The sequence below is a fragment of the Bacillus sp. FSL R5-0286 genome, from assembly GCF_038593245.1.
Classification (GTDB): Bacteria; Bacillota; Bacilli; order Bacillales; family Bacillaceae; genus Bacillus; species Bacillus altitudinis.
Genome location: NZ_CP151977.1, coordinates 3,567,317 through 3,582,063 on the forward strand (window position 1 = coordinate 3,567,317; position 14,747 = coordinate 3,582,063).

The 14,747-nt window shown below is 42.7% G+C and carries 18 protein-coding genes; 4 read left to right on the forward strand and 14 right to left on the reverse strand.

Annotated features, from left to right (window positions below; all coding sequences use genetic code 11):
* Positions 1–5: 5 nt before the first annotated feature.
* The 3 genes from isdC to NST24_RS18465 all read right to left on the reverse strand — a co-directional run bounded on the left by isdC (position 6) and on the right by NST24_RS18465 (position 1,844).
* Positions 6–662: a heme uptake protein IsdC gene (isdC, locus tag NST24_RS18455; RefSeq protein ID WP_110487238.1), complete on the reverse strand. Its 657-nt coding sequence runs from the start codon at positions 660–662 to the stop codon at positions 6–8.
* A 20-nt stretch (positions 663–682) separates the two neighbouring features.
* Positions 683–1,141 (reverse strand): NEAT domain-containing protein, encoded by a 459-nt coding sequence (locus tag NST24_RS18460; RefSeq protein WP_007497924.1) that lies wholly within the window; start codon positions 1,139–1,141, stop codon positions 683–685.
* 370 nt (positions 1,142–1,511) lie between these two features.
* Positions 1,512–1,844: a helix-turn-helix domain-containing protein gene (locus NST24_RS18465; RefSeq protein WP_007497926.1), complete on the reverse strand. Its 333-nt coding sequence runs from the start codon at positions 1,842–1,844 to the stop codon at positions 1,512–1,514.
* A gap of 178 nt (positions 1,845–2,022) precedes the next feature.
* On the opposite strand from NST24_RS18465, the gene NST24_RS18470 reads away from it, so the two are divergent.
* From NST24_RS18470 to ribD, 3 genes are read left to right on the forward strand one after another with little or no spacing between them, the layout of a single operon-like run.
* A complete protein-coding gene (locus NST24_RS18470; protein ID WP_342462094.1) occupies positions 2,023–2,916 on the forward strand; it encodes a VOC family protein in 894 nt (297 codons plus the stop codon).
* On the forward strand, positions 2,894–3,655 hold the full coding sequence (locus NST24_RS18475; RefSeq protein WP_008345606.1) for a GTP cyclohydrolase II: 762 nt from the start codon (positions 2,894–2,896) through the stop codon (positions 3,653–3,655). Before NST24_RS18470 ends, NST24_RS18475 begins: the two co-directional genes overlap by 23 nt.
* A complete protein-coding gene (gene ribD, locus NST24_RS18480) occupies positions 3,642–4,733 on the forward strand; it encodes a bifunctional diaminohydroxyphosphoribosylaminopyrimidine deaminase/5-amino-6-(5-phosphoribosylamino)uracil reductase RibD (RefSeq protein ID WP_041507989.1) in 1,092 nt (363 codons plus the stop codon). The genes NST24_RS18475 and ribD overlap by 14 nt, the downstream gene beginning before the upstream one ends.
* Positions 4,734–4,802: 69 nt before the next feature.
* On the opposite strand, the gene NST24_RS18485 is transcribed toward ribD, so the two are convergent.
* The 8 genes from NST24_RS18485 to NST24_RS18520 form a co-directional block, all read right to left on the reverse strand.
* The gene (locus NST24_RS18485; protein ID WP_024719529.1) at positions 4,803–5,168 is read right to left on the reverse strand and encodes a VOC family protein; all 366 of its coding nucleotides are present in this window, start codon (positions 5,166–5,168) and stop codon (positions 4,803–4,805) included.
* A gap of 170 nt (positions 5,169–5,338) precedes the next feature.
* Positions 5,339–6,193 (reverse strand): polysaccharide deacetylase family protein, encoded by an 855-nt coding sequence (locus tag NST24_RS18490; protein WP_342462095.1) that lies wholly within the window; start codon positions 6,191–6,193, stop codon positions 5,339–5,341.
* Positions 6,194–6,258: 65 nt separating this feature from the next.
* Positions 6,259–6,588 (reverse strand): PTS lactose/cellobiose transporter subunit IIA, encoded by a 330-nt coding sequence (locus tag NST24_RS18495; RefSeq protein ID WP_008345614.1) that lies wholly within the window; start codon positions 6,586–6,588, stop codon positions 6,259–6,261.
* Between the two features lie 19 nt (positions 6,589–6,607).
* Positions 6,608–6,931, reverse strand: a complete 324-nt coding sequence (locus NST24_RS18500) for a PTS sugar transporter subunit IIB (RefSeq protein WP_008345616.1) — start codon at positions 6,929–6,931, stop codon at positions 6,608–6,610.
* A 12-nt stretch (positions 6,932–6,943) separates the two neighbouring features.
* Positions 6,944–8,377 (reverse strand): glycoside hydrolase family 1 protein, encoded by a 1,434-nt coding sequence (locus tag NST24_RS18505; RefSeq protein WP_217967698.1) that lies wholly within the window; start codon positions 8,375–8,377, stop codon positions 6,944–6,946.
* The gene (gene uxuA, locus NST24_RS18510) at positions 8,374–9,438 is read right to left on the reverse strand and encodes a mannonate dehydratase (protein ID WP_249855504.1); all 1,065 of its coding nucleotides are present in this window, start codon (positions 9,436–9,438) and stop codon (positions 8,374–8,376) included. The genes NST24_RS18505 and uxuA overlap by 4 nt, the downstream gene beginning before the upstream one ends.
* Before the next feature lie 15 nt (positions 9,439–9,453).
* On the reverse strand, positions 9,454–10,764 hold the full coding sequence (locus NST24_RS18515; RefSeq protein ID WP_024719533.1) for a PTS transporter subunit EIIC: 1,311 nt from the start codon (positions 10,762–10,764) through the stop codon (positions 9,454–9,456).
* Positions 10,765–10,853: 89 nt separating this feature from the next.
* Entirely contained in the window at positions 10,854–12,812 is a 1,959-nt protein-coding gene (locus tag NST24_RS18520) for a BglG family transcription antiterminator (RefSeq protein WP_342462096.1), read from the reverse strand.
* Positions 12,813–12,949: 137 nt separating this feature from the next.
* On the opposite strand from NST24_RS18520, the gene NST24_RS18525 reads away from it, so the two are divergent.
* Positions 12,950–13,147, forward strand: coding sequence for a hypothetical protein (locus NST24_RS18525; RefSeq protein WP_039165063.1), 198 nt, complete (start codon positions 12,950–12,952; stop codon positions 13,145–13,147).
* A gap of 46 nt (positions 13,148–13,193) precedes the next feature.
* Here NST24_RS18525 and NST24_RS18530 read toward each other — a convergent pair whose 3' ends face one another.
* The 3 genes from NST24_RS18530 to NST24_RS18540 form a co-directional block, all read right to left on the reverse strand.
* A complete protein-coding gene (locus NST24_RS18530) occupies positions 13,194–13,619 on the reverse strand; it encodes a DUF5082 family protein (RefSeq protein WP_024719536.1) in 426 nt (141 codons plus the stop codon).
* Between the two features lie 284 nt (positions 13,620–13,903).
* Positions 13,904–14,170 carry a YwqI/YxiC family protein gene (locus NST24_RS18535; RefSeq protein ID WP_008345634.1) on the reverse strand — a complete coding sequence of 89 codons (267 nt, stop codon included), beginning with the start codon at positions 14,168–14,170 and terminating at the stop codon, positions 13,904–13,906.
* Between the two features lie 37 nt (positions 14,171–14,207).
* Positions 14,208–14,633 (reverse strand): DUF5082 family protein, encoded by a 426-nt coding sequence (locus tag NST24_RS18540; protein ID WP_008345637.1) that lies wholly within the window; start codon positions 14,631–14,633, stop codon positions 14,208–14,210.
* Positions 14,634–14,747: the final 114 nt, after the last annotated feature.

Sequence of the window (14,747 nt, forward strand, 5' to 3'; positions counted from 1 at the left end):
TTCCGTTAATGCTTGATGATCCACTTTCTCGCTAAAAACCCGCCTGAACATAAGACAAGCACAAGGAGCCATCCCATCTGGCTTGTATCACCAGTTTGAGGATTTTCTTCTTGTTTTGTTTTGGTGGATGAATCAGTTGTTTTGGTTGTTTCTTTTGATGATTCTTGATGTTTTGCTGCACCTGCTGTTTCTTTTGAACTGTCAGAAGAAAGTGACTTGATGCTGCTTTCATCGAATTTCAGTTGGATGGTATAGTCATGATCATAATCAGCCGATTTGACTGTGACATGGATTTTTGACTTGATTGGTTTAGACAAACTCTGTGCTTGGAATTGAACAAGCCTTGTATTGGCTTTCTTATTCGTTGATAGAACCGTCGTATCGACATAGCCGCCATTTCCCGGCACTTTAAATTCCGTTACCCAGCTGCTGTTTTTAATGGTCATTTGAACCGTTAGCTTGCCATTTTTCACGATCACTTTTGCCGGCTTCAGCCAGTAATCATTTGCCATCGAAACGGCAGTTCCTTCGGCCTTCATCACAGTGTAATTGACGGAGTATGTACCATCATTTAATGAAGCAGCCTGTGCATTTGAAAAAGGCAGTATAAGTGCCAGAAGCAATGCAGCCATGAAGGCTGGCATCCTGATCCATTTTTTCATCAAACGAATTTCCTCCCTTTTTATTGAACAGTTGCTGCATCAAACTTGACGCGAATATCGTAATTGCCTGTATATCCAATGACCGGTACAGTCACACTCACTTTAGCTGGTACAACATCTGTCAGGCTGTTGACATTGAACTCTACCGTTCTCTTATTAGCAGCTGTGTTTGTACTGATCACCTTCGCATCTTTGTAGACACCTTGATCCAATGTTTTAAAGCTTGTAATCCAAGAGCTGTTCGTTAACGTGACTTGCGCTTTGATTTTTCCGTCCTTCACAACAAGCTTAGCTGGTTTTTCAAAATACGTATTTGCTGTTGACGTTGAATCACTGTCTGCTTTCCATACCACATATTGTGCTGAATATTGACCATCTGCTAAGCCTGCTGCTGAGGCAGAGCTAACCGGGGCTAGAGCAAACAATAGGACAAAGCTAAAGAATAATAAGACGTGTGATGCTGAACGAAGTGATTTCATATATATCCTCCTAAATGATATTGATAATTATTCTCAATAGACAATAAAAAAAATAACCTTTATCAGCGTATGAATCACACTCACAAATGATTATGATAATCATTATCAATAGAGACCAAAAAATAAATCTTTGCTTTTGACAAGTCAAAGATGTCTGTTGCTACATGATGTAGTGATACACGGTTTAGGTAATCTGTCCCATTCATGATACCATGGCATAACCTCCCCATTCCATTACAGGGAAAAGAACCCTCTTCTCCTTGATATTATATGATGAATGAAATTATTGTCAACATCATTTTTCATACTATTGACTTAGATTTCTGGAAAATCACAAAAAAAATCGATCAGGGACACTGATCGAAATCGATTAAGAAGGGACATGTTCACCCTTTTCACTATTTTTGCGCTCTAAAGACCAAGCATACATTTCCCGTATGACTGGTTCAATTTTCTTTCCTTGTTCTGTTAGTTCATATTCAATCCGCACGGGAATGTCGGGATATACTTTTTTCTCAACAAGGCCTTCAGCTTCTAAATCTTTCAGCCTTTCTGATAATAACCGTCCGCTGATGTTCATTTCATTTTCTAGCTGACAAAAACGTTTTGGCCCTGTCAAAAGCTGATTGATGATCAGAATCACCCACTTCTTCCCTAAAATCTCCATGGCATCTGTAATTGGGCAGCCATCTACTTGAGCCATACTTTACTCCCTCCTGCTTTTCTCTACTTTTTTTCATTATAACATAATTAATTACTTGAAATAAGTCACTAACTATTATATAGTTTAGTTACTAAAAGTAACAAGGTAATCATTTTATCAATTTTCAATAAACCATTGAACATGCAGATGCATATAACATGAAGGAGATGACCGAGCTTTGAATACAATAGAGCAGGTAAGATTAGGTGTAACAGAATTACATGTGTCCAGCTTTGAGCGTTCTTTGCCTTTTTATACAGACATTTTAGGTTTTACTTTATTAGAACAGACGGATTCTACTGTCACGCTTGGCAGCAACGCAAAGGAACCAATCCTTGTGCTGAAAGAAGATGTGCAGCTGAAAGAGAAGCCGGATCATGAGCCAGGACTTTATCATTTTGCGGTTTTATTACCTACCAGAAAAAACCTGGGCACATGGCTGGCGCATGTGATCAAAAAAGGCTATCCTTTAATTGGAGCAAGCGATCACTTTTTCAGTGAAGCCATTTATTTAAGTGATCCAGATGGAATCGGCGTCGAAATTTATGCTGATCGTCCTCAGGACATATGGGTAGGTGAGCATGGAGAAGTGAAAGGTGGCGGAAATGCTCCGCTTGATGGAGATGGTCTCCTGCAAGAAGCCGCTGATTCCACCTGGGAAGGACTCCCGGCTGGTACAGTCATGGGACACTTGCATTTCCATCTCAACCCAGAAGAAGCCGATTCCTTTTATGTGAACACGATCGGTTTTCATATCCGAATGGCTCCCCCAGCCAGCTTATTCGTTGCTGGTGGCGTCTATCATCACCACCTTGCCTTTAATGCATGGGGACGCGGGAGAAAAGGAGCCATTGATCCACGTTTTTCAGGAATTAGAAGCTATACACTGGTTTTCCCAAAAGAAGACGATAGAACATCCGTCGTCGAACGTCTGACAAAAGCAGGCGTTCACATGAACACGACAGGAAAAAGTAACGAATTTATTGATCCATTTGGCGTTCTCGTTCGTTTACAGATTGAAGAAACAGACAAAAAAGAAGGTGCAGAATATGGACAAACACACAGAGGTTAAAACAGCCATTTTAAAAGATAAAATCAAACGAGTACAGCAAGAAGACGGATTTATATATATCACTGGACCTATTAAACTGCCAGTGAATTTAGACGGTAGAACGGTCATGTTTAACTGGTATTCATGGTTAAAAGATGACGGGAAAGAACCATTATCAGATGAAGCTTTAATCGAAAGCCTTTCCTCCCGTGAGCTTGCAGATCACCAGCAATCAAGTGTCCTTGTTTACGGAGATTTCGAACATGCTGATGAAGCGCTGATCCGCATGCATTCCATCTGCCACACCGGCGATATTTTCGGAAGCAAACGCTGCGATTGCGGGTTCCAATTGAAACAGTCTATGCGGATGATTGAGGACAATGGAGCAGGCGCACTGTTTTATTTAGCCAACCATGAAGGACGCGGGATCGGTCTTTTCAGTAAAGCCATGGCCTACATCTTGCAAGAAAACGGCTACGATACAGTAGAAGCAAACGAAGCACTAGGCTTTGAAGATGACACACGTCAATATGAAGAAGCGATTGCTGTTCTTCAAACGTTGCGTACAAAGCCAGTCAGACTTATTACCAATAATCCGAAAAAGACCGATGCTATCAGTCATGCAGGCCTTTCTCTTTCTGGACGGATTCCACTTTGGGGTGATGTCTCTGAGTTCAATGAGAAATACTTGCAGACAAAAATTAACCGCTCAGGCCATATGAAGGCGGATCAAGAGGTGCGTACGATTGCCACATCATGAGCGATATATGAAACTAGCCCTTGAAAATGCCGAAGCAATGAAAGGTCAGACATCTCCCAATCCGCTCGTCGGGGCTGTGATTGTGCGAGAAAATGAAATTGTTGGGGTCGGGGCGCATATGAAGGCCGGCGAACCACATGCAGAAATCCATGCGCTCAAAATGGCTGGAGATAAGGCAAAAGGTGCCACGATCTATGTGACACTAGAGCCTTGTTCCCATCATGGCCGCACAGGCCCATGCGCTGAAGCACTTGTGAAAGCTGGCGTAGAAAAAGTAGTCGTTGCTGCACTGGATCCGAACCCGCTTGTTGCCGGGCGCGGGATTGCCATTTTACAAGACGCTGGCATACAAGTTATCACAGGCGTCATGGAGCAGGAATCCATTCTTATGAATGAAGTGTTCAACCACTTTATTACGAAAAAAACACCTTTCGTGACGCTCAAAGCGGGCATTACGTTAGACGGAAAAATTGCATCTGCTACGTCTGACAGCAAGTGGATTACATCAGAGACGTCCCGTTATGATGCACATCACATTCGCAGTATCAACGATGCGATCTTGGTCGGTGCGCAAACCGTCATTCACGACGATCCTTCATTAACAGCACGGATTCCAAACGGTCATCATCCAATTCGAATTGTCTTAGACTCTAAGCTGTCTATCCCGCTGACGGCAAAGGTGGTCACAGATCAAATGGCGCCAACATGGATCTTTACAACTAAACAAGCCGATGAAGAAAAACGAGCCGCTTTAGAAGCAGCTGGCGTCAGCGTCATCATGACGGATAGCGATACCCGGGTGCCCTTACAAGAAGTACTTCAAGTGCTTGGAGAAAGAAATATCTCCTCCCTAATGATTGAGGGCGGCGGGCAAATCAATGCCTCATTTTTAGAACAGCAGCTTGTCGATAAACTCGTCATCTACATGGCGCCCAAGCTCATTGGCGGACGACTCTCTCCTTCTTTTTTCGGAGGCGAAGGCATACGCCTCATGAGTGATGCAATTGAACTCGATCAACTCTCTCTTGAACCACTCGGAAAAGATATAAAGATAACGGGTTATCCTGTTTATCAATAACATACTTTCATAAAATAAGGATGTCGAGATTTTCTCGACATCCTTATTGTTTCTCACAAGATTTATTTTCTACAGTCTCTCTAAAAATTCAATTCGATTTCCAAATGGATCATCTACATAAAACCTGATGGCTCCATCTAACGGCTGATCTTCCTTTATAAGAATATGATGTTTCATTAATGTCTCTTTTAAATTTGATAATTTTTTTACTTGAAAAGCTGGATGAGCTTTTTTCGCTGCTTGAAATTGATCTTCAATGCCAATGTGAAGCTGTTGATTGCCACACTGAAACCAAACACCGCCACGTTTTGCTAGGTGAACAGGTTTAGGTATTTCCTTCATTCCTAGAATCTCCCCAAAAAACAAACGTGCTTTCTCTTCACTCCCCTTTGGGGCAGCTAACTGGACATGATCAATTCCAAGAAAATTTGACATCTTTGCTCTCTCCCTTTTCACATCATTTAAAAAACATTATATGTGACGATCACGTCTGAAAAATATATCTAGATGTGTACTCAAGCCCTATGATGTTGTCGATCCACAAATCATCTCCACGAAACGTGTCGTAAAATGTTTCATGTGAAACATCTGTGATCTAATATTGATCAATTTCCCTCTATCAGCCTGCCAAAGCTTTCGGGTGAAAGTCCCGGTGAAATGCGCAGGCGGTGTAAGGACATCATGCCTTGTTCCTTTTTCGCATGTCCTGGTTCAGTGGTCACAGCCATTTCATATCCTGCTTCCTTCGCCAGCTTCAGCGTGTCTTCGTTATAGCGACCGACCGGATAGCTGACCATGATTGTTTGTTGAGAAAAACGCTGGTCAAAGAATACCTTCGATCCTTTTAATTCTTCTTCCTGCTGCTTCTGTGATAAACGATTGAGCTCTAAATGATGAATGGTGTGACTCTCTATTGAAATACCATGCGCCACCATATCATCCATTTGAGCATCGGTTAAATGATGCGGACGGCCGATGGACTGCTCGATCATAAAAATCGTGGCTTTCATTCCATATTCCTTTAAAATCGGAAATGCCTTTGTGTAGTTATCCGTATATCCATCGTCAAATGTGATAAGAACATACTTTTCACTTGGTGTCGAATTGGTCGCGAGAACTTGATATGCCGCTTTCGGCGACAGCGTGACATAGCCGTTGTCTTTCAGCCATTTCATATGAGCCGCAAATTCGCTTTTTGGCACACGTAACGAATTACCGCTGGAAATACTGTGATACATCAAGATTGGAAGCGCAACGGGTTCCTTTTGCTGAATCCAGTTTTGTTTGTCTATCTCTGCCGCTTCAATTTGCTGCGTTTCTGTTGTTTCTTTCGTTTGTACTTGACCCTTTACCTCTTTGATGGCTTGCTGGTTTCCTTCTGTTTGCTGTTTCGCACCCATACAGCCCGAAATGAGCAGCATGACTAAACCAACTGCAAGCCACATACATGTTTTTTTCATTCACCAATCCTGCTTTCTCTTTATCTACCGAATGATTATAACAGAAATTGGTTAATAACTGATATCTATTTTGACAGGGTATTCATTTTTTTACACATTTCGATCATTTCAATGGCAAGCAGATGGATGGTCTCTGTTGTGAGCATTTGGTCTTCTGCATGTATGAGCAGTAAAGAAAAGGGAAGCTGTTCCCCTGCCGCCTCTTTTTGTATCAGCGACAAGTGCAGGTCATGGATGCTTCGAAACGCTTCCTCCCCTTTTTCAATCAACTGCTGTGCTGCTTCAAAGTCATCCGCTCTTGCTAGACGAATGGCTTCTACATAATGGCTTCGTGCCTCACCTGCATGGGCAATGATTTGAAAGGCTGCTCCCTGCATTTCCTCTAATACCGTCATCTGCTTCTCCTCCGATTGCTCAAGATTCATTTGCTAGTTTCAGTGCATGTTCTAGAATTTTTTCTCCATTCGCTGTTCCATATAATCTTACATTTACCACATCGACAGGTATATGATAAGGTGCCGCTGTTTTTTCTGCTGCCTTTCTCATAAAGCTAACTTGCGGTCCTAGCAAAATGACCTTTACATCGTCCCCATGCTCTTCTAATTCGTCCGCAATCGCCCCTTCAGGTATCGCATAAATTTCATAATCCAGCCCTTTTCCTTCTGCGGCTGCCTTCATTTTAGATACCACAATCGACGTCGACATTCCTGCTGCACAAGCGAGAATGATTCGTTTCATATCCCATCACTCCTATTGATAAATGACATCTGGTTCATCCCTTAATTTCCTCGTTTGGATTAATGTCTTGTACCAGTATCCTGACGCTTTCATTTGGCGATTCCGTTCTTTCTCCAGCTGGATCTCTACTAATCCGTAGCGATTCTTGAATGCATTCATCGGTGAGACATTATCCGTAAAAGCCCACAGCATATACCCCTTGCAGTTTGAACCTTCTTTTTTCGCTTGGAGGGCTTTTTTCAAATGCTGGCTGATAAATGAAATTCGGTACTGATCATCAATGATGCCGTCTTCGTTTTTAAACCGCTCTTCCTGCTCGACCCCCATACCGTTTTCAGCCACAAACCACTCGATATTGCCGTATTCTTCTTTTATTCTCATGCCCATATCATAGACGATATTCGGATAGATTTCCCAGCCTCTGAATGGATTCATTTTTCTCCCTGGGAGCTCAAATAGATCGTAATAATAAGATGGATGAAACGGTGTATTTTCGTTCCAAGCCTTGCTAGGTGCCTTAACGCGATGCGGATAGTATAAATTAAGACCGACCACATCGACTGTATGATCTTTAATGATCTGAAGCTCTTCTTCCGTTGCATCGAAAAGAATGTCATGCTTTTTCAATACATCAAGCAGTTCTTCTGGATACTCGCCTTTAATGGAGGGATCTAAGAACACTCGATTAAAAAACAAATCATACATGCGGGCCGCTTCTTGATCATGCGGAGCAGTCGATCTCGCATACGTCACTTCTGGATTGAGAATGACCCCGATTTTTGCACCGGCTGATTCCTTCAAGCCCATTTCCTGAAAAAGCTTCACCACTTTTGATGTCGCCAAGGCTTTATGATAGTTCCACTGCATCCATTTCTTCGTATTTTGCTCGAAAGGATAACGAATAGCATCTAGATACACACGAGTCTGAACAACAATTGGTTCATTAAAGGTAAACCAATGTTTGACCCGGTCTCCATAGCGTTCAAACACCTTTTCTGCATAGAGAACAAACAGCTCGACAACATGTTTAGATGACCAACCGCCGTACTTTTCAAGCAAAACGGCAGGAAGCTCATAATGCTCTAAGCAAAACATTGGCTCTACACCTGCTTCAAGTAATTCATTGATGAAATCATCAATATAACGAGCATAGGTCTCATCTACAATTCCATTCTCGTAATCTATGAGAAACCTCGACCAATTGATCGATGTCCGGTAATGAGATAACCCAATTTCCTTCATAAGGGCTACATCTTCAGGATAGCGCTCGTAAAAATTCGTTGCTCCTGCTGGTCCGTATCCTTCGTGCCATACGTGATACCCCTCCTTATACCAAAGGTCTATATACGAATCCTGATGCGGTTTCTTCCCTTTCCAACCCTCCGTCTGCCAAGCAGAAGCCGCAGCACCTAGAATAAAGTCATTGGGTATGTCGATTTTGTTCATGTTGCCACCTGACCTTTCTTCGTGTGAATTTGAAGTCCTTCCCACATCCCTTGTAAATACATAGCTCCAAGTGCTCGGTCGTATAATCCATAGCCAGGTCTGCCCGTCTCACCAAAGATCATTCGTCCATGATCTGGCCGGACATAGCCAGCAAATCCTTCCTTAAACAATGCGTTCACAATCGCTCCCATATCGAGGCTGCCTGCTGACGACAGGTGTGCCGACTCTTCAAAATCACCGTTTTCATATAAATTGACATTGCGTAAATGAGCAAAGTGTATACGCCCTTTTTTGGCATACTTTCTCGCAAGTGAAGGAACATCATTTTTCGCATTACAGCCTAGGGAACCGGAACAAAAGGTCAGTCCATGCTGTGAGCGTTCATCGAGCTGAAGGATACGATCTATTTGTTCTTCACAACTGACAATGCGGGGCAGACCAAATATGTTCCAAGGAGGGTCATCTGGATGCAGTGCCATGTTCATGTTCTCTTCCGCTGCAACTGGAAGGATATTTCCCAAGAAATAGTCTAGGTTCTCAAACAACCCTTCCGCACCCAATGCCCTGTATGCAGCCATCAACTTTCTCATTTCTTCCTGCGTATAAGACGTATCCCACCCGGGTAAGGAAAGTCGATCTTTTTCTATATCCATCTGTTCAAGCTGATGCTGAAAATAAACAAGGGTCGTCGATTGATCAGCTAGTGGGAAATCGAGCTGTGTTCGTGTCCAATCAAGGACTGGCATGAAGTTATAACAAATGACCTTCACACCATGCCTTGCTAATCTCCGGATATTTTCTTGATAATGCTCGATATAAACATCCCGGCTAGGCTTTCCCAGCTTAATATCTTCATGGATCGGGAGACTTTCTACGACTTCAAAAGCAAGATCGTGACGTTCGATTTCCGCTTTTAAATGAGCAATACTTTCCTCCGGCCACAGATCACCAGCCGGCACATCATAGACGGCACTGACAATCCCTTTCATGCCGGGAATTTGCCGAATATATGAAAGGGAGACAGGATCTTCTTTGCCATACCATCTAAATTGCATGTTCATTCATGAGCCCTCCTTCTATTCTGAATCAGGTGCTGCTTCTGGCTTCCGGTTGGATAAGAGAACAAAAGGTAAATAGATGAAAACAGCGACAACAATACAGATGAGCTGTGTGATGACAGCCCCCATACTGCCAGCGGTAGACAGCCAAGCATTCACAATCGGAGGTGTCGTCCACGGCACCATCACCACCGCTTTCCCGGCAAAACCTGTAGCGGTTGCGATATAACCAATCGTACCTGTCACGAGTGGTGTAACGATAAACGGAATCGCCATCACAGGGTTCAACATGACAGGTAATCCGAAAATAACTGGTTCATTGATGTTAAACAGTCCAGGTCCTGATGAAAGCTTGGCAATGCTACGCATCTCTTCCCTTCTACCCGCTATAAAAATGGCGATCAACAGACCAATCGTCACACCCGAACCACCAATGCTCATATACACATCCCAAAATGGCATCGTGATAATATTTGGAATCTCTTTGCCCTCTTGAAATGCTGTCATATTCACTGCAATTGATCCTAATAACAGCGGCTCGCGAATCGGTTTAATCATTTGGTTGCCATGTATACCGATCACCCAGAAAAATTGAGCCACAAACATTAACGTTAAAATACCAGGCAGTCCCTGCACAACACTTTCAAGCGGACGCTGCACGACGTTATACACCGCTTCATGCAAATAAATGCCTGTCACACGGTGAAACGCAAACCCGAATGAACTAATGATTGTAATCGTAATAATTGATGGGAAAAGTGAAGAAAAAGACGTCGCCACATTTGATGGAACAGAATCTGGCATCTTAATTTGCAGCCACTTCACCTCGGTAAGCTTACAAAAAATCTCTACAGAGACGATGGCAATGATCATACCCAAAAATAAGCTTTTTGGATCGGAGAATTGCCTCGCCAGCACATCAACAACCTCACGCATCGATCCATCGACTTCAAGAAGAAGTGTCGTCGGAATAACGGATATAAATGAAATCAATGCCATTAATCCTGGGAATAACGATTTATGTCCATTGATTTTCCCGAGCTCAATCCCGATGAGGAACACAGCCCCGATCGTTAAAAAGTTCAGCGTGGCATAATTGATTGCCTTCATAATTGGCTGAAGCTCTGCTAAAAACCTGAATATCTCAAAATGGGCAAGCCCCGTTTCCGGGCTCATGATCATATTTGCGACCAGTACAGCAAAAGCCCCCGTAATGATGATTGGCATTAATGTGACAAATGCTTGCTTAATCGCCATAATATATTTCTGATTTGTAATACGATAAGCGACATGTCCCATGACGTCGGCCGCTCTCTCTTTAAAGCTCATGATCCGTCTCCCCCTTTACAAAAACTCGTGATCATCCTCCTTTTTGATGTTATTTTAAAAGCGCTTTCATTAACATCTAATCTTTTTCCTCACAGATGCGGAAATGGGTGTCCTTTTTTTTCATCTGGCTGTTCCAACACGTGCAGCGCCGCCGTCAGTTCTTCAAATGAAGCAGCTTTGATGATTTGCTCCACCACTTCCTTCTGCTCTGTCAAACGCACAAGAAATTGATAAAGTGACTGCAATTCTTTCTGATACGTCTTCTGTATACTTAACAAACAGACGACCTGTACCCGATCTTCGCCCCACAGCACTGGTTTTCTCAACGTACAGATCGCACAAAACGTATCATCTGTTGCCGGTTTGATTGGGTGAGGGATCGCGACCAAATGACCGAACGACGTAGGTGACACTTCCTCTCTTTCCAGCAATAGCTGTTCAAAATCATCGGGGATTCGGTTTTGTTCCTGCAATACATTCACGAAAAATTGAAGAACCTCTTCCCTTGTTTGTAGATCTTGCTGAAAAAAAGTCATCTTCGGACTGATATATCGCAAGACCCCCATTTCTTGTGACCCCTGTACAAATCGTTTCAGCCTCGACATATCGTCTTCACTGAGGATCGTATGTACATCAATCACTGGCACAGGTAGTGTGTTCTGAAGCGGGATGGTACTAATGATCAAATCGATACTTCTCAAGTCATACGACAAAAGGTCACTGACACTTGCAGTTCCAGCAATCTCTAGCCTTTCGCTAAAGGCGGCCTTCAGCTTATGGAGAAGAAGCTGACTGCTTGCGACACCCGTTGCACACACAATCAAGCATTTTTTTCTCACAGTCTGAGTTTTTGTCCGCTCTATGGCAGCACCAATATGCAGCGCCAAATATCCGATTTCATCTTCATGAATCTCTACATTCTCTTTTTCCTTCAGCCATCTTCCCATATAGACACCTGCTTCAAAGGCAATCGGATAATGCCTTTTTATGTCTGATAAATAGGGGTTACGGATGTTCATATCATATCGGAACCGATGAATCGCTGATCTCAGGTGAAGACTTAGTCCCACAATCAATTCCTTGTCTGTCTGAATATCAAGTGACATGTGCTCTTCGACATAACCAAGTAATTGGTGAGTTAAACGGAAATGCTCTTCATCAAGCATGTGAAATAGCGTGTGGCCCGTTTCTCCATACGCCATCATTTTTGCCCCCATTAAATGAATCGCAATATAGGCCATTTCAGATAATGGAAAATCTATACCGAGTACGTGACGCATATCTTCTGCCATTTGCCTCGCCACTTGAAAAGCGGGCTGTGTTTGAATGTCTTTGAGTTCTCCTTCCGGCATCATGACCAATTTTTTCTCTTCAATTCGTTTGCACGCAATGGCGATATGTGTCACTAAGTTGCTTAAACCGATCTCTGACACATGAAGGCCGCTTGCCTTTGTACGTGAACGCACCATATCTTGAATCAATTGATATGTTTCTTCAGGTAAAAGGGCAGGGTTCGGATGCTCCTGCTGAAACACATGCTCAGCTAGACAATACCTTAATTTCATTTCATCTCCAGTCAGCCTCAGTCCATATTTAGGACGGTGTGCAACAGAGAGGCCATGTAAAGAGAAAATATGCTTGACTGCTTTCAGGTCATTTTTCACAGTAGATTCACTCACAAATAATTCCTCGGCCAATTCATCTAATTTCATATAGTCTTCGGACAATAAAAGCCTTCTCAATAAATAAGAGATACGATCCTCCGGCTGATTTGGAATGACTTGATTCTTTTTTTCATTTCTTTCTCTCATTGAGTTTTTCAAAAAAGTACGAAATGCTCCATAATCTTCGACAGTCAATGTATACCCTGCTCCACGTTTCATATGAAGTGTTGCCCCATGTGCTTCTAATATTGATTTAAGCGCTTTCATATCTGTTCGAACTGTTCGTGATGTGACGCCTATCAGGCGTGCAATTTCTTCACCTGTCAGCTCCTGCTCTGCCTGCATTAACCGCCTCAACAGCTCCTCCTGACGTAGAGATAACATAGACTCCCCTCCCTTGGTCAATTACTTTTGCCTATCATCATAAACGAAAATAGAACTCTTTGCCCAGTTTTTCTTTCCGACCGGGAACTTTGTTATGGCTCATACGTATGAATATGAAACAAGAGGAGGGATACATCATGTTTGTTATCATCATCATACTAGCTACTTTAGGCGCCATTACCGCCCACATGTTTACACCAAAAGATAAGCGTTCATCTTCTAAGCATTCTGCACATCACAGTTCAACAACCAGTAACTATACTGATTCGTATACACATCACGCTTCTGATGCCTCCTGCGGTGGTGATTCTGGTGGTAGCAGCGGATGTGACTAAACCAAAAAAACAGCCGCTTGTTCAGCCGGCTGTTTCGTTTATTTTATTAAAGAGCTTTCCAGCCCCGTTCAATTAAATGTTTGACATCCTTTGCAAAATCCTCGCCCTTTTCCATCACATCTTGGGCTCTTCCTGCAAAATTACTGGCGACAGCGAGTTCCATTTTTTTTAACTCAAAGTGCATAATTTTTTGGTCTATCTCCGTCATATAGGTTTCATACTCATTGTTCACAATGTCGTGTAGCACGTGATAGGCTTCTTTCCGATGACGGTGAAAGTCCGTTCCTCTCTCACCTTTCCATGACGAATCTAGAGCAGGCTTCTTGATTTCCTTTATGTCAGACTGCGCAAGATCTTGTTCTGTTCGAATATTACTTTTGGCTGTCTTTAACCGAGAGATCATTTCGTCAAATTCTGCACGTTTGTTTTCAATCCCCATATGCAGATGGTGCAGCATCTCGGATAAACTCATGTCATCCACCTCTATTAGACCTCATAAGAAAGCACGGCGTCAGCGTTTTTGAAACCGAGCAGATCATCTGCTTTTTCCAGTCCTGACATTTCTATCGTTCGCTTTCATTAAGTATAGTATAAGGTGAAAAGCCTTAGTCTTAAATAGGGAAAAGGTGTCCTTTTAACATGGTGTTTGGAAGAAAAACGGAATAATCTAAGGTCATAAATCCCGAATTATATATGAGTCTTTACGACTATATTTTACATCGTATTCAGCTACGCTATCAATAAAACGATTAGGGCTTATGATTTTGCCGCAATCGCCTCATCCTGTTCTTTTAGCGTCTTCACATTTGAGCGTGTATCCTGAACGTTTTTGATCAAGGCTTCTTTAAAGCTTGAGACCATTTCGCCCACCTCTGCTTCACGTGCCGTCCATTTGGTTACAAATTCAAGGCTGTTTTCACCAGCTTTATCTGCTGCTTTTTTCATTGTTAAAGCTTCAACTGCTTGGGAGACTTCATCTAGTTTATCCATCACTGTTTGGTAGTTTAACTTAATTTGTCCCATTATGATATCCTCCAGGTTTGTTCAGCATGAAGCTCGCTTACAAGCTGCTCCATGCTTTTGAGATCAAGCGTTTTGCGTCTTCTACTGCGTCTTCTCCTTTTTCAGCCAAACGTGCGGCATCTCCAGCTAAAGAGCTGGCAAAGGATAAGGCAGCCTGCTCTGCTTCTAGTGTACTGATTTTGAATTCGATTCGGCTCACGTAGCGTGGGTATTTATCGCTTACGATCGTTTGCAGCGCATCATGCGCTTCATTTCGCTCTGATTTGAAATCTTGGCTCCGCTCACCTTTCCAAGAGGCCCCAAGCTTTGGCTGCTTGATTTGTTTTAGATCTGTTTCTGCCGCATCTTGTTCACGTTCAACCTTACTTTTTGCTTTTTTGAGTCGAGCAATTTTCTCTTCGATCTCTGCCTTTTTATTTGAAATGCCACCGTTAAGGGCAGACAGCATATCCGATAAGCTCATATGGGTTCCTCCTCCTGTCAAAAATAAAAACGCTGCTTAGAGTCCCTCTAAACGAGCGTAATGGTGAATCGCACTTTTTCCAATATTGTTATTATAAGGTTCAAAGACTCATGT